This window comes from Streptomyces sp. 378, assembly GCF_030124145.1.
GTDB lineage: Bacteria > Actinomycetota > Actinomycetes > Streptomycetales > Streptomycetaceae > Streptomyces.
Window position 1 is genome coordinate 74,743 of sequence record NZ_JASKMS010000035.1, and the last position, 19,477, is coordinate 94,219.

General features: G+C 73.6%; 18 protein-coding genes and 2 pseudogenes. 7 read left to right on the top strand and 13 right to left on the bottom strand.

What is annotated here, in order from left to right; genetic code table 11:
- Positions 1-111 precede the first annotated feature (111 nt).
- Both QNO09_RS40120 and QNO09_RS33915 read left to right on the top strand, forming a co-directional pair.
- A pseudogene (locus QNO09_RS40120) lies at positions 112-633 on the top strand (DUF1275 family protein); the annotation flags it as partial.
- A 244-nt stretch (positions 634-877) separates the two neighbouring features.
- Positions 878-1,411, top strand: coding sequence for a GNAT family N-acetyltransferase (locus QNO09_RS33915; RefSeq protein ID WP_283974064.1), 534 nt, complete (start codon positions 878-880; stop codon positions 1,409-1,411).
- A 248-nt stretch (positions 1,412-1,659) separates the two neighbouring features.
- On the opposite strand, the gene QNO09_RS33920 is transcribed toward QNO09_RS33915, so the two are convergent.
- Entirely contained in the window at positions 1,660-2,259 is a 600-nt protein-coding gene (locus QNO09_RS33920) for a TetR/AcrR family transcriptional regulator (protein WP_283974065.1), read from the bottom strand.
- Positions 2,260-2,406: 147 nt separating this feature from the next.
- Between QNO09_RS33920 and QNO09_RS33925 the strand changes: the two genes are divergently transcribed.
- The 4 genes from QNO09_RS33925 to QNO09_RS33940 all read left to right on the top strand — a co-directional run bounded on the left by QNO09_RS33925 (position 2,407) and on the right by QNO09_RS33940 (position 5,802).
- On the top strand, positions 2,407-3,327 hold the full coding sequence (locus QNO09_RS33925) for an NAD(P)-dependent oxidoreductase (RefSeq protein WP_283974066.1): 921 nt from the start codon (positions 2,407-2,409) through the stop codon (positions 3,325-3,327).
- Between the two features lie 44 nt (positions 3,328-3,371).
- Positions 3,372-3,989: a dihydrofolate reductase family protein gene (locus QNO09_RS33930; protein ID WP_283974067.1), complete on the top strand. Its 618-nt coding sequence runs from the start codon at positions 3,372-3,374 to the stop codon at positions 3,987-3,989.
- Between the two features lie 5 nt (positions 3,990-3,994).
- A complete protein-coding gene (locus QNO09_RS33935; RefSeq protein WP_283974068.1) occupies positions 3,995-4,837 on the top strand; it encodes an alpha/beta fold hydrolase in 843 nt (280 codons plus the stop codon).
- A 266-nt stretch (positions 4,838-5,103) separates the two neighbouring features.
- Entirely contained in the window at positions 5,104-5,802 is a 699-nt protein-coding gene (locus tag QNO09_RS33940) for a hypothetical protein (protein ID WP_283974069.1), read from the top strand.
- 19 nt (positions 5,803-5,821) lie between these two features.
- On the opposite strand, the gene QNO09_RS33945 is transcribed toward QNO09_RS33940, so the two are convergent.
- The 12 genes and pseudogenes from QNO09_RS33945 to QNO09_RS34000 form a co-directional block, all read right to left on the bottom strand.
- The gene (locus QNO09_RS33945; protein WP_283974070.1) at positions 5,822-6,199 is read right to left on the bottom strand and encodes a VOC family protein; all 378 of its coding nucleotides are present in this window, start codon (positions 6,197-6,199) and stop codon (positions 5,822-5,824) included.
- A 22-nt stretch (positions 6,200-6,221) separates the two neighbouring features.
- On the bottom strand, positions 6,222-7,502 hold the full coding sequence (locus tag QNO09_RS33950; protein ID WP_283974071.1) for an ABC transporter substrate-binding protein: 1,281 nt from the start codon (positions 7,500-7,502) through the stop codon (positions 6,222-6,224).
- Entirely contained in the window at positions 7,499-8,641 is a 1,143-nt protein-coding gene (locus QNO09_RS33955) for a branched-chain amino acid ABC transporter permease (protein WP_502962378.1), read from the bottom strand. The genes QNO09_RS33950 and QNO09_RS33955 overlap by 4 nt, the downstream gene beginning before the upstream one ends.
- Positions 8,634-9,533 carry a branched-chain amino acid ABC transporter permease gene (locus QNO09_RS33960; protein ID WP_283974072.1) on the bottom strand — a complete coding sequence of 300 codons (900 nt, stop codon included), beginning with the start codon at positions 9,531-9,533 and terminating at the stop codon, positions 8,634-8,636. Before QNO09_RS33960 ends, QNO09_RS33955 begins: the two co-directional genes overlap by 8 nt.
- The gene (locus QNO09_RS33965) at positions 9,530-10,330 is read right to left on the bottom strand and encodes an ABC transporter ATP-binding protein (protein WP_283974073.1); all 801 of its coding nucleotides are present in this window, start codon (positions 10,328-10,330) and stop codon (positions 9,530-9,532) included. The genes QNO09_RS33960 and QNO09_RS33965 overlap by 4 nt, the downstream gene beginning before the upstream one ends.
- A complete protein-coding gene (locus QNO09_RS33970; protein ID WP_283974074.1) occupies positions 10,327-11,148 on the bottom strand; it encodes an ABC transporter ATP-binding protein in 822 nt (273 codons plus the stop codon). The genes QNO09_RS33965 and QNO09_RS33970 overlap by 4 nt, the downstream gene beginning before the upstream one ends.
- Positions 11,149-11,426: 278 nt before the next feature.
- The gene (locus QNO09_RS33975; protein WP_283974075.1) at positions 11,427-12,695 is read right to left on the bottom strand and encodes a PucR family transcriptional regulator; all 1,269 of its coding nucleotides are present in this window, start codon (positions 12,693-12,695) and stop codon (positions 11,427-11,429) included.
- A 181-nt stretch (positions 12,696-12,876) separates the two neighbouring features.
- Positions 12,877-14,466 (bottom strand): annotated as a pseudogene (locus QNO09_RS33980) (LuxR C-terminal-related transcriptional regulator); the annotation flags it as partial.
- Positions 14,467-14,708: 242 nt separating this feature from the next.
- Entirely contained in the window at positions 14,709-15,638 is a 930-nt protein-coding gene (gene bdeA / locus QNO09_RS33985; protein WP_283974076.1) for a bis(hydroxyethyl) terephthalate hydrolase, read from the bottom strand.
- 965 nt (positions 15,639-16,603) lie between these two features.
- Complete coding sequence (locus tag QNO09_RS33990; protein WP_283974077.1) at positions 16,604-17,155, bottom strand: snapalysin family zinc-dependent metalloprotease; 552 nt, start codon at positions 17,153-17,155, stop codon at positions 16,604-16,606.
- 115 nt (positions 17,156-17,270) lie between these two features.
- On the bottom strand, positions 17,271-17,921 hold the full coding sequence (locus tag QNO09_RS33995) for a LysE family translocator (RefSeq protein WP_283974078.1): 651 nt from the start codon (positions 17,919-17,921) through the stop codon (positions 17,271-17,273).
- A gap of 284 nt (positions 17,922-18,205) precedes the next feature.
- Positions 18,206-18,697: an FBP domain-containing protein gene (locus QNO09_RS34000; RefSeq protein ID WP_283974079.1), complete on the bottom strand. Its 492-nt coding sequence runs from the start codon at positions 18,695-18,697 to the stop codon at positions 18,206-18,208.
- A gap of 71 nt (positions 18,698-18,768) precedes the next feature.
- Between QNO09_RS34000 and QNO09_RS34005 the strand changes: the two genes are divergently transcribed.
- Positions 18,769-19,338: a TetR/AcrR family transcriptional regulator gene (locus QNO09_RS34005; protein WP_283974080.1), complete on the top strand. Its 570-nt coding sequence runs from the start codon at positions 18,769-18,771 to the stop codon at positions 19,336-19,338.
- The last annotated feature ends 139 nt before the right edge of the window (positions 19,339-19,477 follow it).

The window sequence follows — 19,477 nt, forward strand, 5'->3', positions numbered from 1 at the left end:
GGCCCCATGTCCGATGTGTCCCCGGTGCTCGCGACCGATGTCCGGCGGGTGGCCGTCATGACCGTGCTCACCGTGCCGGCGGGGGCCGTCGACGCCGTGAGCTTCCTGACCATGGAGAAGGTGTTCTGCGCGCTGGCCACCGGCAACGTGCTCTTCCCGTCCTTCGCCCTGGCCGGGGAGGGCGCGGTGCCGGTGGCGCGGCCCGCCGCCGCGATCGGCGCCTTCGTGGTCGGGGCGGCCGTCGGGGGCGCGGTCCTGACGTGGCTGGCGGAGCGCGGGCGGCCTTGGTTCCCGGTCGGGCCGGCCTGCGAGGCCGTGCTGCTGGCGTCCGCCGGGGCACTGGCCCTGGCGGAGCACGGCACCGGGGCCGTCGCCGACGACGACCGCAAAGCCGTCGCACTGGTCGCGCCGGCCATGGGAGTACGCGCGTCGACCGCTCCGCGCGTCCATGTGCCGGGCATGCCGACGCTGCTGAGCCAGACGGCCATCGCCGGACTCGTCAACGACGTGCTGAGACGCCCGGGGGCGGCGCTGCGGGGGATGACGGCGAAGCAACGGCAGGCCAGGACGCGGTGGACGGCCACGGTGGGCGGGATCTTCAGCGGCGGTGTGCTCGGCGCGCTGTTGCTGGTGCCGCTGGGCACGGGGCGAGCGCTGCTCGTCATCGCGGCGGCGGTGCTGCTCCTGGCGGCGGTGGGCACGGTCGCACCACCGCCACGTGAAGCGGAGGCGGCCCCGGGGAACACGCTTCAGGACCCGGAGGAGTGCCGCGCCCCGCCACCCGGGCCGGCTGCTCGGGCGGCGGCCGCGGAGCGTCGGCCTCCGGGCGAGAGGGCCGCAGTTCGCCATCCCGGGGCCGCGTCGGCAGGATGGGCCCATGACCGAAATCCGCACACCGCGTCTTGTCCTGCGCCGATGGCTCGACGACGACCTCGTCCCCCTGTCCGAGATCCACGCCGATCCCGTGGTGATGCGGGGCATCGGCGACGGCAGGCCGCGCTCGCTGGAGCGGACCGCCGAGGACATCGAGGCCTGGGAGGAGGAGTGGGACGAGGAAGGGTTCGGGATGTTCGCTGTCGAACTCCTGGGCTCCGGTGAGCTGGCGGGTGCCGTGGGTCTGTCGGTGGCCGACGCTCCGGCCGAGATCGTCGGCCAGGTGGTGATCGGCTGGCGGCTCGGGCGAGTCTTCTGGGGTCAGGGATACGCCTCCGAAGCGGCGCACGCCACGCTGGAGTTCGCCGTGCAGGACCGCGGCCTGGATCGCGTGGCCGCCGTGTGCCGAGCGGGCGACCGAGCCTCCGCGAACGTCCTCGACAAGCTCGGCATGGAGGCGGAGGGAACGGCACAGCACCCGGTCCACGGCCACGACCTCGCGCTCTACGGCATCGACCTCACCCAGTACCAGGAGTAGCACCCGACGCGCCCGGTGCCGGAGGGTGAGGGTCACCGGTCGTCGCGGCCGCCGTTCTCCACCGCGGCTGACCACTCACCCGTCACCCCGGGCGGAGGACGGCGCATCAGGTCGGCCATGCCGATCCGGTGACGCGCTCGACCACGGACGAGCGTCGGAAGTCGGGGAGGAAGTGTTCGAGGCGCGCAGGCGTGTCGGTCGGCGCCGGCGGTGCGTCACCGTCGCCGTCTCCGACCCGAGCCACCCGGTCAGCCGTTCCGCTTTCGCACGGCCGCGTCGAGGACGGGGCCGAGTTCGCGGGCCACGGTCGTCAGGGCCCGGACGTCCTGCTCGGCCCGGGCCAGGAGGATCGCCCCCTCCAGGCTGCTGATCATGAGGGTGGCGAGGGCGCCCGCCCGTTCCTCGGGCACGCCCATGTCCGTCAGGGCTTGGGCGACCGCGCCGGTCCAGGTGGCGAAGGCGGCGGATGCCGCCTGCCGCGTGGAGGGGACCGACTCCGCGCAGTCGACCGTGGCGGCTGCCACCGGGCAGCCGCCCGCGAAGCCGACGGCCTCGTATTCGGCGGTCCACTGACGCACCATCGCGGCGAACAGCGCGCTCGGCGTCGGCTCGGGCAGTGCGGCCAGGAAGCGGGCGACCCGGCCTGCCGCGTATCCGCCCGCCCAGCCCACCGCCTCGTCGACCAACTGGGTCTTGCCGCCGGGAAAGTAGTGCTGGAGCGAGCCCCGTGGCGCCGCGGCGTCGACGGCGACCTGGCGCATGCCGGTGGAGGCGACCCCCTCCCGCCGGATGAGCTGGGCCGCGCTGAAGACCATCCGCTCGCGCGGTCCCCGTTCGGCCTTTCCCATCGTCGACCTCCAGCACCTTTCACCGCACGGATTTCCCCGAACCGCACTCTATGACCGCCGTCATAGCTGCGGCTACTATGACCGCTGTCATAGTCAGGGGTGACAGCGGTGGCCCGGCTCCGCGGGAGCCGGAGGAGGCGGAGCGTCATGTACGTCGGTTTCATCGGTCTGGGGGTCATGGGCCGGCCCATGGCACTGAACCTCGCTCGCGCCGGCATCCGACTCGTGGTCTGGAACCGCACCCCCGAGCGATGCGAACCGCTGCGTGCCGTCGGTGCCGACGTCGCGCCGAGCAGCGCCGAGGTCTTCGAGCGGGCGGCCACGGTGTTCCTCATGCTGGCCGACGAGACGGCCGTGGACACGGTGCTGGGACGCGGCACCCCGGACTTCGCCGTGCGGGTCACCGGCCGCACCGTCGTCCACATGGGCACGACCTCGGCCGAGTACTCCAGCGGTCTCCAGGACGACATCCGGGCCGTAGGCGGGCGCTATCTCGAGGCCCCGGTCTCCGGAAGCCGCGTCCCCGCCGAGCGGGGCGAACTGGTGGGGATGCTGGCGGGCGACGACGGCACCGTGGCGGCCGTACGTCCGCTGCTGGCCCCCATGTGCCGGGACACGTTCGTGTGCGGGGCCGTCCCGGGCGCGCTGCTGCTGAAGTTCTCGGTGAACCTGTTCCTGATCACCGTGGTCACGGGCCTCGCCGAGGCGTTCCACTTCGCCGAGCGGCACAGGCTCGATCAGCGTCTCCTGCGGGACGTCCTGGACGCGGGCCCCATGGCCAGTGCCGTCTCCCGGGTCAAGGCGCCGAAGCTGCTGGAACGTGACTTCTCGGTCCAGGCGGCCACCGCGGACGTCCTGAAGAACAACCGCCTGATCGCCGAGGCCGCCCGCAGGACCGGCCTCGCCTCCCCGCTCCTCGACGTGTGCCACGCCCTTTACGACGAGACCGTTCAGCAGGGCCACGGCGACGAGGACATGGTGGCCGTCGTACACGCCCTGGAGGCCCGGTCCGCCGGCACGCCCGTTCCGGCGGACCGGGCCGCCGACCCGACCCTCAGGAGTCGCTGAGCAGTGAGCGATGAGTTCGCGCGGCGGATCGGGTCTGCCCCGGTATGACGCGCATCATCGCTGACATCTCGGTCTCCCTCGACGGATTCGTCACCGGCCCCGACCCCGGCCCGGACAACGGTCTGGGCACCGGTGGCGAGGCCCTGCACACGTGGGCGTTCTCCGACGACCCGGAGGACCGCCGGTTCCTGCGCGAGGGGACGGCCCGCTCGGGCGCCGTCGTCCTCGGGCGCCGGCTCTTCGAGGTGGTCGACGGGCCGCACGGCTGGGACGACACGGTCGGCTACGGCGCGGGCGAGGTCGGCAAGCCCGCCTTCGTCGTCGTGACGAGCGCGCCGCCGGAGTCGGTGCGGCTCACCGACCTCGACTGGACGTTCGTCACCACCGGACTGGCCGACGCCGTCGCCGTCGCGCGGGAGCGGGCGCAAGCGGCGTCGACGGCCGGTGGCCAGGACCTCGACGTGATCCTGATGGGCGGCGGCGCCACGGTCGGCTCGGCGCTCGACGCGGGGCTGGTCGACGTGCTGTCGCTGCACCTCGCGCCCGTCCTGCTGGGCGCCGGGACCCCGCTGTTCACCGGTGGAGCGCCGCGCACGCTGGTGCAACGGAGCGTGACCTCGACATCGACCGTGACGCACCTGACCTACGACGTCCTCCGGTGAGTCGCATGACCACTCTCGACGTCAACGGAATCGCCCTGGGTGTCGAGTCGTTCGGCGACGACGACGCGCCGCTCGTCCTGCTCGCGGGCGGGACGACGATGCTCTCCTGGCCCGACGCGCTGTGCGAGCGCCTCGCCGCCGGCGGGCGCCGCGTGGTGCGCTACGACCTGCGCGACAGCGGGGAGTCGACGACGGCCCGCCCGCAGGCGCCCGCCTACACCCTGCGCGACCTCGCCACCGACGCGGCGGCCCTCGCGGACGCGCTCGGCGGGAGGCCGGCGCACCTCGCGGGGATCGGCGTCGGCGGGATGGTCGCGCAGGTGGCGGTGCTCGACCATCCGGGCGCGTTCTCGGCGCTCACCCTGGTCGGTACCCGTGCGCTGGCGCCGGGCCCGCCCGACGACGACCTCCCCGAGCATGACGGGGCGACGATGAGCCGGTTGTTCGCGCGTCCGATGCCCGACTGGACGGACCGCGAGGCGGTGGCGGAGTTCGCCGCCGCCGGGGCGGAGATCCTCGGCGACGACCCCGTCGCCGCCCGCGCGATCGCCGCCCGCGTCTGGGACCGCACACCCGGCACCGCAGCCCCGGTCCAGACGGCCAACCAGATGGGCATGGTGTTCTCCCGGCTCGACTGCGCACCGCGCTGGCGCGAGCGCCTGCCCGGGATCGCGGTCCCCACGCTCGTCGTCCACGGCCGTCGCAACCGGTTCTTCCCCGTCGGCAACGGTGAGGCGATCGCGAGGGAGATCCCCGGGGCGCGGCTGCTCGTCCTCGAGGAGGCCGCCACCGCGATTCCCGACACACGGGTCGGCGAGGTCGCCCGGGCGATGCTCATGACCGGCTAGCCGCCGCGTTCAACGACCGGGGACTTGACCGGCGTTCGCTTCGGCGGCCGTGCCCGGGCTCCGACCCGAGCACCGCACATGACCGTCCGATGGGCTTGTGTGCTGTCTGTTCATGGGTGGTGCATGACATTAACGTGAGCGGCCTTCGCGTTCTGGGGAGGTCTCGTGAACGGGCTCCGCGCGGTCGTCGTCTGCCTTGTCATCGCCTGTGCCGCGGTGTTCTCGCCGACGGCGCCTGGCACGAGAGCCGGCCGCCGCGCGGGGTCGTGCTGACCAAGGTGGTCGCCGGCGGCGGTGAGACCTGGCTGATCGGTGCGCGGGACGGCGCGCAGGCGTTGCTGTGCTGGGACGGGCGCGGCTGGCGGGACGTGCCGGTGCCGCCGGGGTCCGTGTACGGCCTGCACATCCTGGCGGCCCACGACGTCTGGGCCGCGGGAGACAGCGCCGCGGGCGCGGCCGTGTCGCACTGGGACGGGCAGGCGTGGCAGCAGACGGTCGTGCACGGATTCCCTCGGGTCGCCGTGGGCAGTGTGCTCGCGGTCTCGCCGACGGAGGTGTGGGCGGGAGGCACGGGCGGGTTCGTCGGCGGCCCGGTGGGCAAACCGATCCCGCCCCTGCTGGTGCGCTTCGACGGGCAGACGTGGAACCGGGTGACCATGCCGACCGACTTCGGTTCGGTCACCTCCCTTGCACCGGGCCCGTCCGGCGAACTGGCCTGGGTGTCGGTGGCCCGCTCGCAGAAGTGGGGCCCGCCGGAGAGTTCTCCGCCCCTGGTTCCGGGGCCGGACTTCCTCGGCTGGGACGGACGGGTTTTCACCGAGTACGGCGAACCGGCCGTGGCCGGGGAGGGTGACTCCTCGCTGCTGCGGCTGGCGCCCGTGCCGGGCACGGCGACCGTGTGGTCGGTCGGCCGCGCAGGCGGCCCCGAGGGCACGTTCGCCCCGCGCATCCTGCGGTTCGGCTGAGGAGGTCCGGGGCCGCTTCTCAGTGGCGGACCAGGCAGAACGGGTGCCCGGCCGGGTCGGCGTAGATCCGCCAGCTTCGCCCGTCCGGGCCGCCGTCCAGCAATCGTGCTCCCCGGGCCAGTACCTGCTCCTCGGCCCGGTCCAGGTCCGCGACCCCGAAGTCGAGGTGGAACTGCTGCGGCCCGGCCGGGTCCCGCCACAGCGGCGGCCGGTAGTCCGCCGCCCGCTGGAAGGCGAGGACGACACCGGACGCCGTGTGCAAGGTGGCCCAGGCGTCGCTCAACGCCCACCGCCGGTCCGGCTGGTTGACGGTGCCCCCGAGGATCGACTGGTAGAACGCGGCCAGTTCCATCGGGTCGGTGCAGTCCAGCACCACACACTGCAGGTCGGCGATCACGGGCCGATCCTAGGCGGCACGGTCAATCGCGTGAGGCGAGGTACTCCTTGACCCCTGGTGCGGTGCGGGCGTCCTCCGTGTTCACCGCGGCTCCCACGGCCTTGGCGTCCGGCTTGTGCACATAGGTCGAGGTGCTCGCGGGCTGCGCCTTGTCGGAGAAGTTCTGTGCGGTGCCGAGGCCGACGTCGACCTTGGACTGGGAGCGGTGGGCCTTGACCACGTCCTCGCGGGTGAGGCTGCCGTTCTCGCAGGCCTTCTCCAGGTCGGTGCCCATCAGCCGAGCGGCGTTGTAGCCGGACAGCACGCCGGAGTCGACGAGGGAGTCCGGGTACTTCTTCTGGTAGGAGGCGACCATCTTGCGCACGCCGGGCAGGTCGGAGCTGACCGCGGGCGCGGCGCTGACCACGTTCAGCATGGCCGCGAGGGCCGGTGCGGCCGGTGTCTTCATGAGCTGCGGGGCGTAGCCCGGGGCGCTGCTGACGACGGGCACCTTCAGACCGCGGGAGGCCGCGACGCCGACCAGCGACGCGGTCTGGGCCGGCCCGGCGCTGATCAGGATGGCCTTCACACCTTCCTTGCGCAGCGCGGAGACCTGCGCGGACAGGTCGGTGTCGGTCGCCTTGATCTTCTGGCCGACGACCTTCACACCGGCCTTCTTCGCGGCCCACTGCGAGCCCTCGAGGGCGTTGGCGCCGTAGTCGCCCTCGAAGTAGACGTGGCCGATCGTGTCGCCCTTGGCCAGGCCCTTGGTGCGCGTGAGGAAGTCGACCGCGGCGATCATGTCGATGTCGTAGGTGGTGCCCAGGACCTGGACCGCGTCCCGGTCCAGCAGGGAGGCGGCCCATGCCTGCGGGAAGGTGAGCAGTTTGTCGCGCTCGATGTCGTCGAGCAGCGCGGCCATCACGGGTGAGCCGATGACCTGGGGCAGCGCCACGACGTCCGCGGAGAGGTCGGCGTAGGCGGTGACGGCCTTCTGGACGTCGTAGCCGTGGTCCTTGACGACGATCTCGATGCGCCGGTCGCAGATGCCGCCGCGGGCGTTCACCTCGTCCGCCCACATCTGCTGGGCCTGCACGATGCTCTTGCCGAGGGTGGCGTAGGGGCCGGTGAGGTCCGTGAGGGCGCCGAGTCTGATGACCTTGTCGGTCACTCCGGGCCCGGTCTTGACGCCGTCGGCGCCGTCGCCGGTGCTGCCGGAGGAGTCGGCCTTGGAACTGCATCCGGTGCCCGCGAGCAGCAGGGCCGCCAGGGCGGTGGCCAGAAGCGTTCTGGTGCGTGGTGCGGTGTGGTGCGTGGGCTTCACGGGGTGGGCTCCTTGGCTGGTGCGGCGGGCGTGTGCGGTCGGGACGGGGGGGTGGTGTTCGCGGGTGGTGAGGCGGCGGTTCGGCGGGCGCGCAGGCGGGCGCGCAGCCGGCGGACCAGGCCGTGCAGTCCGTCGGGCGCGAAGAGCAGGATCAGGACGATCGCCGCTCCGTAGAGGTAGCGGGCGGCCTCGGTGGGGCCGACCGTGCCGTCGGTGGTGCCGGGGGCGGCCACGAGGGGCAGTTGGTCGGCGTAGCGGGTCATCAGCAGGGGCAGCGCGGTGACGAAGACGGCACCGGCGGTGGCTCCGGCCACCGACCCCAGCCCGCCGATGACGATCATGGCGAGGTAGTCGACGGACAGCACCAGGCCGAAGTAGTCGGGCACCACGCGGCGGAAGGAGAGCGCGAGCATCACCCCTGCCAGCCCGGCGTACATCGACGAGACGACGAAGGCCGCCGAGCGGTAGCGCGAGACGTCCACGCCCATCACCGCGGCCGCGGTCTCGCTGTCGCGCAGCGCCACCAGGGCGCGTCCGGGACGGCCCCTGAGCAGTCCGCGGGCGGTGAACCAGGTGACCGCGAACAGTGCCAGTCCCAGGTACCACAGCCGTTCCTCGGAGCCGAACGGCACACCCAGCAGGGTCAGTTCGGAGTCCGCGGAGAAGGAGAAGCCGCCCAGCTCCAGCGGTGGCACGGAGCGGCCGTTGAAGCCGCCGGTGACGGAGTCCGCGGTGAGCAGGACGTGATGCCCGAGGAAGACCAGGGCCAGGGTGGCGACGCCCAGGTAGATGCCGCGCACCCGGCCGGCGACGGGGCTGAAGAGTCCGCCGGCCGCCCCGGCGAGCAGGACCGCGAGCACGGCGGCCACGGCGGTCGGGAGGCCGGGTCCGGGCTCACCGGCCAGCCATACGTAGCCGTAGGCGCCCACGGCCAGGAAGAAGGCGTGGCCGAGGGAGAGCTGGCCCGCCGTTCCGGACAGCAGGCCGAGGCCGACGGCGCCGACGGCGGCCGCCATCGAGAACAGTCCGATGCGCAGCCAGAACGCGTCGAGGTAGAAGGGCAGGGCGCACAGGAACGTGACGGCCGCGAGGGTCAGGCCCAGGCGGATCGCACGGGTGCGGGCGAGTCGCTCAGACACGGACCGCCGCCTTCGCGCCGAACAGCCCGGTGGGCCTGACCAGCAGCACCAGCACCATCACCGCGTAGGGGGCGACGTCGCCGAACCCCTCACCCAGGACGTGCAGATCGGACTGGTAGCCCGCCACGAGCGCCTCGGTCATGCCGATCAGCAGGCTGCCCGCGAGGGCGCCGGGCGGCGAGGCCATCCCGCCGAGGATCGCCGCCGGGAACGCCTTCAGGGCGATCTGCCCGGTGGTGCGCTCCAGTCCGGGTGCGGGGAACGCGGCGAGGAAGACCGCCGCCAGGGCGGCCAGCGCTCCGGCGAGGCACCAGGCGAGCATGCGTATGCGCGCCAGTCGCACGCCCATCAGGGAGGCCGCTTCCACATCCTCCGCGGCGGCACGCAGCGACAGGCCCCACGAGGTGTACCGGAACAGGGCGAAGACGCCTGCGATGACCACGCCGGAGACCACGATCGCGGCGATCCGGCTGTCCGCGACGGTCACCGGCCCGAGCCCGCTGACCGCGTCGCCCCAGGGGTCGCCGAGTGAGAGCAGGTCGCCGCCGATGCGCCGCGACAGGTCGGTGAGGATGAGGATGTCGACGCCGATGGTGACGATGGTCTGCACGTGGGCGGTGTGCGGGTCCGCTCCCCCGCCGGCCTGGAGGAGGAAGCGGTCCATGGCGCCGGCCACGGCCGCCGTGATGAGCACCGACAGCGCGAGGGCGCCGGCGAAGCCGAGGTCGTCGTGGAGTACGGCGGTGAGGTAGCCGCCGAGCAGCAGCAGGGAGCCGTGGGCGAAGTTCATGACGCCGGAGGCCTTGAAGATGATGACGAAGCCGAGGGCGACCAGGGCGTAGACCGCGCCGAGGGCGAGGCCGTTGAAGACGTTGTCCAGGAGGGTGGTCATGCCGCGTCCTCCTGCTCGGCGCCGGTGCCGAGGTAGGCGCGCAGCACCTCGGGGTCGCGGCGGACCTCGTCCGGGGTGCCGTGGGCGATGACGCGGCCGAAGTCGAGGACCGTGACCTCGTCGGCGAGCCGCATGACCAGGCCCATGTCGTGCTCCACGAGGACGACGGAGAGGCCGAGTTCGGCTCGGACGGTGTGCACGACCTCCACCGTGCGGGCGCGTTCGGCCGCGTTCATGCCGGCGACCGGCTCGTCGAGCAGCAGGACGCTCGGCTCCAGGCACAGGGCGCGGGCGAACTCCACGCGCTTGCGGTCGCCGTAGGAGAGCAGGGCCACCGGGCTGTCGAAGTGCGCTGCCAGGCCGGTCAGTTCGGCGATCTCCCGAGCCCGGCCGAGGTGCGCGCGTTGTTCGCGCCGGGCGTGCGGCAGGCGCAGCGCGCTGGCGGTGAACCCGGCCCGGGTCAGGGCGTGGCGGCCGAGCATGAGGTTGTCGGCGACCGTGCCCTGGGTGGTGACGATGTTCTGGAAGGTACGGGCGACGCCGAGGGCGGCGATGCGGTGCGGGGCGAGCCGGGTGAGGTCGGCGTCGCCGAGTCGTACGGTGCCCGTGGCCGGGCGGCACAGCCCCGACAGCACGTTGAAGCAGGTGGACTTGCCCGCTCCGTTGGGTCCGATGAGCGCGTGGACGGAGCCCGGGGCGACGGTGAAGGACACCGCGTCGAGGGCGGTGAGCCCCGCGAAGCGGACGGTCACGTCCGTCACGGTCAGTTCGGGCGGTGCGGTGGTGCGGACGGTCACGCGGCTCCCTGCCCCTCGGTGGTCGCGGCTCTCGATGCGGGCTCGGTGCCTTCTTCGGTGGTTTCGCCCAGGTACAGCCGCTTCACGGCGTCGGTGCGGGCGAGTTCGTCCGCGGGCCCGGAGAGCCGGACCTCGCCGACCTCCAGGACGTGGGCGGTGTCGGCGAGGGACAGCGCCATGCCCGCGTTCTGCTCGACGAGCAGGACGGCGGTGCCCTGGGCGTTGATCTCGCGGACGACCTCGGCGATCCGGTGGACCATCTGGGGGGCGAGGCCCAGGGAGGGCTCGTCGAGCAGGAGGAGGCGCGGCGCGGCCATGAGGGCCCGGCCGATGGCGAGCATCTGCTGTTCGCCGCCGGACAGCAGCCCCGCCGCCTGCCGGGTGCGTTCGGCGAGGCGCGGGAACAGGGTGAAGACCCGGTCGCGGGCCTCGGCGACCTGGTCCCGGCGGCGGCGTCCGAGGCCGAGGCCGCCGGAGCGCAGGTTCTCGTCGACGGTGAGTCCGGCGAAGACCCGGCGTCCCTCGGGGACCTGCACGACTCCGGCGCGTACCGCGGCCACCGGGTCGCGGCCGTCGAGTCGCGTGGCGCCGTAGCGGATGCGGCCTGCCGTGATCGCGCCGCGGTGCAGGCGCAGGGTGCCCGACACCGCCCGCAGCAGGGTCGTCTTGCCCGCGCCGTTGGCGCCGAGCAGGGCGACGACCGTGCCGTGCGGGACGGTCAGGGACACGGAGCGAAGGGCGGACAGGGCGCGGCCGTAGGTCACGTCGAGGCCCTCGACGTGCAGGGCGGGCTCTTCGTCCGGTGGTGCTTCGGGCATCACGGCTCCTCGGATCCGTGCCGTCGGGCACGGGTGCTTCGGGGGAAGGGCAGCTCACGACAGCACGGGCCCGGGCGTGCGGTACAGGTGTCCGGACCGGGTGGCTGCGCGGTCCCAACGCGGGTCGGCGGGGATTGTGCGGCTGCCCAGAGTGGCGACCGGCCGGGGCCCCGGAAGCTCCGGGACCTCCGGAAGCCGGAGGCCCCGGGCCATACGCACTGCCCTGGTCGTGCGTGCCGAGTCGTTTCCTCGCCCGGCAGGCGTCGGCAGAGCGCCCGTCAGCCGGGCAGCAGGCGGCGCGCCGTCAGGGCGAGGCTGATCTCCACCACGTCGTGCGGACGCGCCAGGGAGCGGCCGATGAGCTGCTCGCAGCGGCGCAGCCGGTTCAGGACGGTGTTGCGGTGGCAGTACAGCCGTTCACCGGCTCGCTGCGCGGACCCCTCGCAGGCGAACCAGGCGACCAGGGTGTCCAGCAGAACGTCCCGGTCGGACGGTTCGAGCCGCAGCAGCGGGCCGAGCACCCGCTCGATGAGGGTCGCGCCGAGCTCCGGGCAGGAGACGACCAGCGCCTCGGGCAGGTGCTCGGCGAGCCGGACGGTGCCGCCCTCGGGCGGGCAGATGCTCAGGGCCAGGTCGGCCAGCCGCCGGGCGTCCGCGACGGCGGCGAGTCCCGTCACGGCGCCTCCGACCCCGATCCGGCATCCGGCCCGGCCGTCGGTGGGCAGGCCCAGGGCCACCACGGGGTCATGGCCGGCCTCCTCGTCCCCCGTGTCGCCGAGCAGGACGATGCCGTAGTCCGCCTCCACTCCCGTGTGCCGGTAGACGCTGCCACCGGGCGCGGGGTCCTGCGGGCCTCCGCCGGTGACCGCGACGACGACGTACCGGCCGTGCTCCGGCAGGCACAGCCGCTCGGCGGTCTCGGGCAGGTCGGCGATCCGGCTCGTGCCGTCCAGGAGGGCCGCCGCCAGCAGACGCACCCGGTTCTCGCGCCGCCAGGCGAGCTGCCGCTCCGCCTGCCGGTAGGCGTCCGCCACGAGGGTGCAGTGCTCGTCGACGAAGTTCCACACGTCCGTGGCCACGTGCACGAGGAGCCGGATGTCCTCCGGTTGCGAGCGGGTGGTCTCCTCGACCAGCCGCTGCCACACCAGGGACCCGCCCAGCCGGAACGCGTGCAGCAGGGCGTCCAGCGGCAGCCCCTGCTCGGCCCGGACGACACCGATCCGCCAGGTGCAGCGGTGGGCGGCCTCGCGGGTGCCGCGCGGGTCGAGCAGCGAGGTCACGCTGTGCCGCAACGAGCGGTGAACCTCTTGCCAGGTGGCGGCGTGATCGTGCTCCAGCGCCGTCCGGTACGCCGGTTCCTGCTCGCGCAGGACCGCCAGCAGCCGGTCGGTCAGGTCCGGCAGGTCGTCGAGCAGGACACGGGCCGCACGGTGCAGGACGCGCAGCGCGTCGGCGTCGATCAGCGACCGGATCCGGCGTGTCCGCGGCTGTGGAACGGGGGTCGGCCCGGTGCGGAACGTCGTGCGTGTGCGTGCGGCAGGATGCATCGCGGTCCTCCCCCAACTTCGGCCTTCCGGCAGCGCCCGGCGCCGACCGGGCTCAGCGGCGTCCGACGGGTGCGCTGCGCGTTCGGCCACCGTCACCCAATAGTCCTGCCTCGAAGAATGGCATACCGTCCGGTCGGTCTCCAGGGTCGTGCGGCAGCCTTTTCGACCGGGGGAGCCGGTCTCAGCGGCTCTCTTGGTCGACCAGACGGGCCAGCTCGACGCGGGAGCGCACACCGAGAGCCGCGAAGACGTTGCGCAGGTGGTAGTCGACCGTGCGGGTGCTGACGGCCAGCCGCTGGGCCACTTCCCTGTTGGTGGCACCCTCGGCCACGTGGCGCGCGATCCGCAGCTGCTGCGGCGTCAGTCGCGAGAGCCCCGCGCTCGGCTCCGTGGCGGACGCGGCTCCGTTGGCGCGCAACTCGCCGCGCGTCTGGTCGGCCCAGGCGCCGGCGCCGCAGCGTTCGAAGGCGACCAGGGCGGCTCCGAGCCTGCCACGGGCCTCCCGCAGCCGACGGCGCCGCCGCAGCCACCGGCCGTAGAGAAGCTCGGTGCGGGCACGCTCGAAGTCGCCGCCCGATGCGTCGTGCAGGGTGAGCGCCCTCAGGTAGAGCTCGTCGGCCTCACCGTCCTCGGCGGCCAGCAGGGCACGGCAGCGCGCGAGCTGGGCGGGCGCGTGCGGATCGGCGCCGAAGGCCGCCCACCGGGCGAGATCGTCCACGACCCCCCGCGCGTCTTCCGGCTGCCCGGCGAGCACCGCGGCCTCCACGAAGCAGGGCACGGCCAGCATCCACACCGCGAAGTGACCACGCCGCGGACCGGCCCCGACGAGCGGGCCGAGCCGGTCGGCGGCCTCCAGGGGACGGCCGCGGGCCAGGTCGGCGCGGGCGATGGCCCACTCCGCCAGCGTCGCGGCCTGCGCCAGGCCATGGCGACGGGCGGTATGCAGGGCGGCCGAGGCGTGGCCCGCGACCGCGGCGGTGTCCCCCTCGATCGAAGCGGCCAGGGCGAGCAGGGCGTGGTGGCTCGCCGCGATGTTGCGGTGGCCCGCCAGCAGGGCCGCGCGCACGCCCTCCTCCGCGTGGGCGCGGGCCTGCGCATGGCGCCCGGCGCGCAGTTCGCCGTACGCCAGGTACTCCAGGGCCCGTGCTTCGTAAGCGTCGCTTTCCGCGTTGCGGGCGGCCGCGAGGGCGCGTGAGCCGGCGGTGCGAGCCGCCCGGACGTCCCCGAGCAGCAGGGCCGCCGCCGCGGCGCGCAACAGCCGCTCCGGACGGCCGTCGATGTGCGCCTGGTCCAGCACGCGCCGCAGCGGCCCGGCTGCGCGCTCCGGCCTGCGGGCCAGCAGAGCCCGCAGGCCGTCGCGGTAGTCGCGGAGGAAGGGGTCCCGGGCCCATTCCGGCCCCGGCCCCGACTGCCCGCCCTCGGGCACGGTCCCGTGTGCCGCGGTGTCCGGTGCGGCGCACCCCACGGCCCGCGCCGGGGTCTCCACACCGTCGAGGACGGCCAGACAGGCCGGCACGTCGCCCGAGGCCCATGCGGCGTCTGCCGCGCAGAGGCGAGCGGCCTCGGCCGTCTCGGGGGCGTGAAGGGCCAGCAGGGATGCGGCCAGCAACAGGGACTCGCGCGCGTCACCCACCGGCCCGTCGAACAACTGCCGCTTGGCGCGAGCGAGTTCGGCACCACCGCGGTCCTCGGCGGCCGACCGGGCGGTGTCCCGCCCGGTCCGGCTCCCGGTGCGGGGAGCCGTCCGCGCCCTGCTGCTTTCTCCGGTCATCCAACGGAGGTTACTTGCGCGTAAAGAAGACCGGAAGGCTGACGTCCGGGCGTCCCGGCATGCAAACCCGCAGCTCCACCCGCACGTCGGCCGAGCTCGGCCCGGGGGACGGTTTGTGCCGCGGCCCAACGGCCGGCCCTCCCGGCCGTGCCCCGGCACGCCGCCGGCGGCGGACGCGGGTGACGCGTCCGCCGCCGGTTTGCCCCTCACTGCCGCCTACCGCGGCCCGGGGGCGCGGGACATCAGGAGCGGTGCGGGCAGTTGCCCCGGTACTCCTCGATGGTCAGGCTCGGCCGGGGCAGCGGGCACAGGAACTGCTCGTAGCGGGTGTCGTTGTCGATGAACCGCTTGAGCCAGGAAACGCTGTACTTCGCGATCGTCGTGTTCGACGAGTTGGGCGTGAAGTGAGTGGCCGAGTTCAGCTCCAGATAGGCCCGGTCCAGCGACGAGGACAGGCTCGAGTAGAAGGGCTCGGCGTGGGAGGCGACCGGGGCGATGGAGTCCCCGTCGGCTCCGAAGATCAGGGTCGGCGTGGTGACCTCGGGCCAGGTCTTGTCGAGGTTCCACGGGGTCAGCGGGATCGCCGCCTGGAGGGCCGGGCGCGACTTGGCGGCCTCCAGACTGCCGCCGCCGCCCATCGAGTGGCCCATCACGCCCAGGCGAGAGGCGTCGACGCGGCCGCGCACCGAACTGCGCTGGGTGAGGTAGTCCAAGGCGGCCAGGAGCTGGCGGCCGCGCGAGTCGGGCTGGTCGAGCGTGGTGAGCGTGTCGATGGTGAACACCACGAAGCCCTGCGAGGCCAGGCGCGGCCCGAGCCAGGAGATGGACGACTCGTAGGCGGTGTAGCCGGGCGAGACGGCCACCGCGCCGAAGGTGCCGTCACTGGTGCTCGTCGGGTAGTAGATGGTGCCGCCCCCGAATCCGGTGACGGACAGCGAGGAGACGGACGTCTGCGACACGGCGTACGGGCCGCGCAGCGCCTCGATGCTGGAGGCGGTGGGGGCCGGGCCGCGCTCGTAGGGGTTGTCCGCGGCGTGGGCGCCAGGGCCGGCCAGGGGGCCCAGGCCGACGACGACGGCGAGCGCCGCCCCGGCGGCGGCCAGTCGCCCGGCCCGGCGCCCGCGTGAACCACGGGCGCGAGGGGGTGAATCGGTGTGGGGGTGGAGTGGCACGACGAGTCGTCCTCTCTGTCGTGGCGGTCGGCCCGTTCACGGGCACGCGGGACCTGGGGAGTCCGCCGCGTGCCCGCGACGGGCACCGCCGTCGGGCTGGCTGTGCCACTGTCGGGGACCGGCCACCGCGTGCGGACCGGCAATGTCACCGGTCTTGTGACGCCGACGGACACTGATCGACGGCGGCACGGGGCGCACTGGGCGCGCTGGGCGCACCGGGCCCATCGGGCGCGCTGGGCGCACCGGGACCGCCCGTCGCCGGCCTGGTTGCACGCCCCTGCCGGATCGCAAGGCGGCCCGCTCGACGGCACCGCCACCGGCCCGCTGGTGATCCGGGAGCGGCCCCCGGACGTCACGGACGCCCGGGGGCCGCGGCTGCCGCGACCCCCGGGGGGCCTGACGGCCCGCAGTGCCGCGAGGCCTGGGCGTTCACCGAGAAGGTGACCGCCGATCCCGGCCGGTGCCGGACCGTCAGCGTCGACGATCGGCGGGAGCCCGCCGGCCGGCTTCGCCGGTGCCGGCACGGCTCCCGGACCCGGCTCCCATCCGGGCCCGGACGCGGCCCCGCATGCGGCCCGTGCGCGGCCCGGCCGAGCCGGCACGCACCCGCCCGGTTCAGCGGCGACCGCCGAATCGTCACGGAACCGGGCCACTCCCCGGTCCCGGGTCCGGCCTCGCCCGCGTCGAGCACGCCGAGACGGCGGGCAGCGGTCCGTCGCGATCACTCAGCCGGTGCGAGGGTCGCGACGCGCACGGTGTTCCAGCCGGACTCCCGGCCGCTGCGCGTCGCGGTTCACCACCTCGCCCCGGGGGGGCGGGGCCCCGGCCGGCACAGGACGTCGCGGGTCGGCTCCGGAGAGCCGAAGCGGCCGTGCGCGCGGACTGGTGACCGCGTGCACGGCCGCGACGGCCTGGTGCGGGATGCCCGCGATCCGCCGGGCATCCCTCTCGGGTGGCGCGACCGGTCAGTCCACGAGCACGCCGGCTCGCACCGCCGGCGCCCGCCCGGCCAGTGCGCCGCCGAAGTTCCCCTCGACCTCCCTCTTCTCCGCCGCGTTGGGATACGGGTTCGCGCACGAAACACCCGCGCTGGAACCGGACATCAGGCTGGAGCACGGACCGGGCTTGCGGTCCGGCAGGCCCAGGATGTGGCCGAGTTCGTGCGCGGAGATGCGGATCGTGTGGTAACCCTGCTCGACGGCTTGGCGCCCGATGTACACGGTCCCGTTGCCCAGGGTGGTGGGCAGGGCGCGCGGCCAGCCGTTGTCCGCGAGGACCCGGATGTTCGCGCGTTGTCCGGCCGCGACGGGCCGCAGCTCGACGGCGTCGACACTCTCGTTCCAGATCGCGGCGCCGCGATCGACGGCGCTCCTGAACTCCGCGGAGCCGGCGGCGTCATAGGTCAGGACCCGGGCGGCCGGCGCATGGGGCGCGGCGGCGGCGACCTGGCCACCCGTCAGGGACATGGACACCAGACAGGCGGCGGCCAGGCCGCCGGTCAGCAGGCGGACGTGCATGATCGACCTCCTCGTGGGGAAAGGGCAGTCGTGCTCATGACATTCTTTGGCCCCTTGCCCAGCGCGGTCCCCACCGAATCCGTCGAACGGGGTACACCCGCCGCCTGCCGGACCGTCAGGCGGCGGCCGCTACCGAGACGCCGATGACGATGAACGACCAGCCGGTGGCCAGCTCCCAGCGATGACGGACCGTCGGCCGCGCGAGCAGGGCTCGCAGCCGCGCGGCGACGACGACGAGGGCGAACCAGTAGACGACGCCGATGATGACGTCCAGCATGCCCAGGAGGAAGATCTGCCGCGCCAGCGATCCGTCGCCGTCCGCGAACTGCGGCAGGACGCTGAGGAAGAACAGAGCGGCCTTGGGATTGAGCACGTTGGTGAGGAGACCCTGTGTGAAACCGGACCGGAAACGCCCCCGGGCCGGGCCGTCCTCCCGAGGGGCGTACGTTGCGGTCTCGTTCGAGCTCCTCCGTTCCCGAGCGGCCCGGCGGGCGGCGAGTACGGCCCGTACACCGAGATACACGAGGTAGGCCGCCCCCATCAGTTTGATCGCGTCGTACACCATGGGTGAACGGGTGGCGATCACCGAGAGACCGGCCGCGGCGGCCAGCATGTGCACGCACAGCCCGGTCTGCGCGCCGAGCGCCGCGGCTCTGCCTTTCGAGGGGTGCTCGGCCGCCGATCTGACCACCACGAGGAAGTCCGGGCCCGGCACCAGGTACGCCACCAGGACGACGCCGAGGAAACCGACCAGGTCGACCGCCATCCGCCCTCCACTCCGCGCTTCTCAAGACCCCCGTGTTCCGCGCCCGTCGGCACCTCCAGGCACCGGCCATCGACGCGACGGCCTCGCCGGGTACCCCCGTTCGGGCCGCTCGGACAGCCCCGCTGCCGGAGCGAGGGACGAATCAGCGGCCGGTCGGGCGTGATCACCAGGAGGCGCCCGACCCGGCCCTGGGAAACCCCGGCCCGCCCGTCCGCGTCATGCACCCGCACCTGGACGCCCCGGGCGTCCCCCGCCGGCCCCATCGGCCCCGGACGCCGGTTTGGTCACGCGGTGACCCTGGCGATGAACGCCGTGAGGTGGGTGACGGTGCGCTGGATCTTCTCCTCCAGGGTGAGCGATTCGGGGAGGCGCGCGCCCACGCCCGCGTCCTTCTTGCCCCGCACGTACAGCGGGCAGGCCAGGTCGTCGCACATGTAGGCACCCACGGAGTTGCCCTGCTGTCCGGCCTTGCCGGCCTTCGCGGCGACCATGAGGGAGACGCCGCCGGTGTGGGTGGTCAGGCACATCGAGCACATACTGCGCCGCGTCTGCCAGGACGTGGCGCCGGAGCAGCGCAGAGCGAGCGCTGTCGGACGGCCGTCCAGCTCGGTGACGAGGTAGGCCCGGTCGGGTGCCCCGGGGTCTCTCCAGCCGAGGAAGTCCAGGTCGTCCCAGGGTCGTTCGGCCAGGTCGTGCGGGATGGACAGGCGCTTGGCCGCGCCCTTGGTGCAGTTCACGAAGGCGGTGCGGATCTCGCGCTCGGTCAGGGGTCTCATGAACCACACGCTAATTTGCCTAAACACTTTAGGCAAATGCATAATGGGTATCGTCGAACAGGAGGCAGGTTATGGCCAGAGTGGGTTTGACCCCGGAACGGCTGACCCGGGCGGGGGCGGAACTCGCCGACGAGGTCGGTTTCGATCAGGTGACCGTGTCGGCGCTCGCCCGGCGCTTCGACGTCAAGGTCGCCAGCCTGTACTCGCATCTGAAGAGCTCCCAGGAGCTCAAGACGAGGATCGCCCTGTTCGCCCTCGAGGAACTCGCCGACCGCGTCGCCGACGCCCTGGCCGGGCGCGCCGGCAAGGACGCCCTGGCCGCGTTCGCGGACGCCTACCGCGACTATGCCCGGGAGCACCCCGGTCGCTACGCCGCGGCACGTCTCCGGCTCGATCCCGAGACAGCGGCCGCGAGCGCCGGGGTGCGGCACGCGCAGATGACGCGGGCGATCCTGCGCGGCTACGACCTGGCGGAGCCGGACCAGACGCACGCGGTCCGGATGCTGGGCGGCGTCTTCCACGGTTACGTCAGCCTGGAGTTGGCCGGCGGCTTCGACCACAGCGCCCCCGACGCCCGGGAGTCCTGGACCTGGATCGTGGATTCCCTCGACACCCTGCTGCGGAACAAAGCCACCCGGTGACGTCCCGTCCGCACCGTGCGGTTCTCGCGCCGGACGCCGGCGCCATCCGGGCAGGGAGGCAGGCGGGTCTAGGCCGCTTCTGATGGATCTCCGTGGGAGAAGGAGCGGCGTTCGGTGCGTGCTCTGGGGGTCCCCCCTG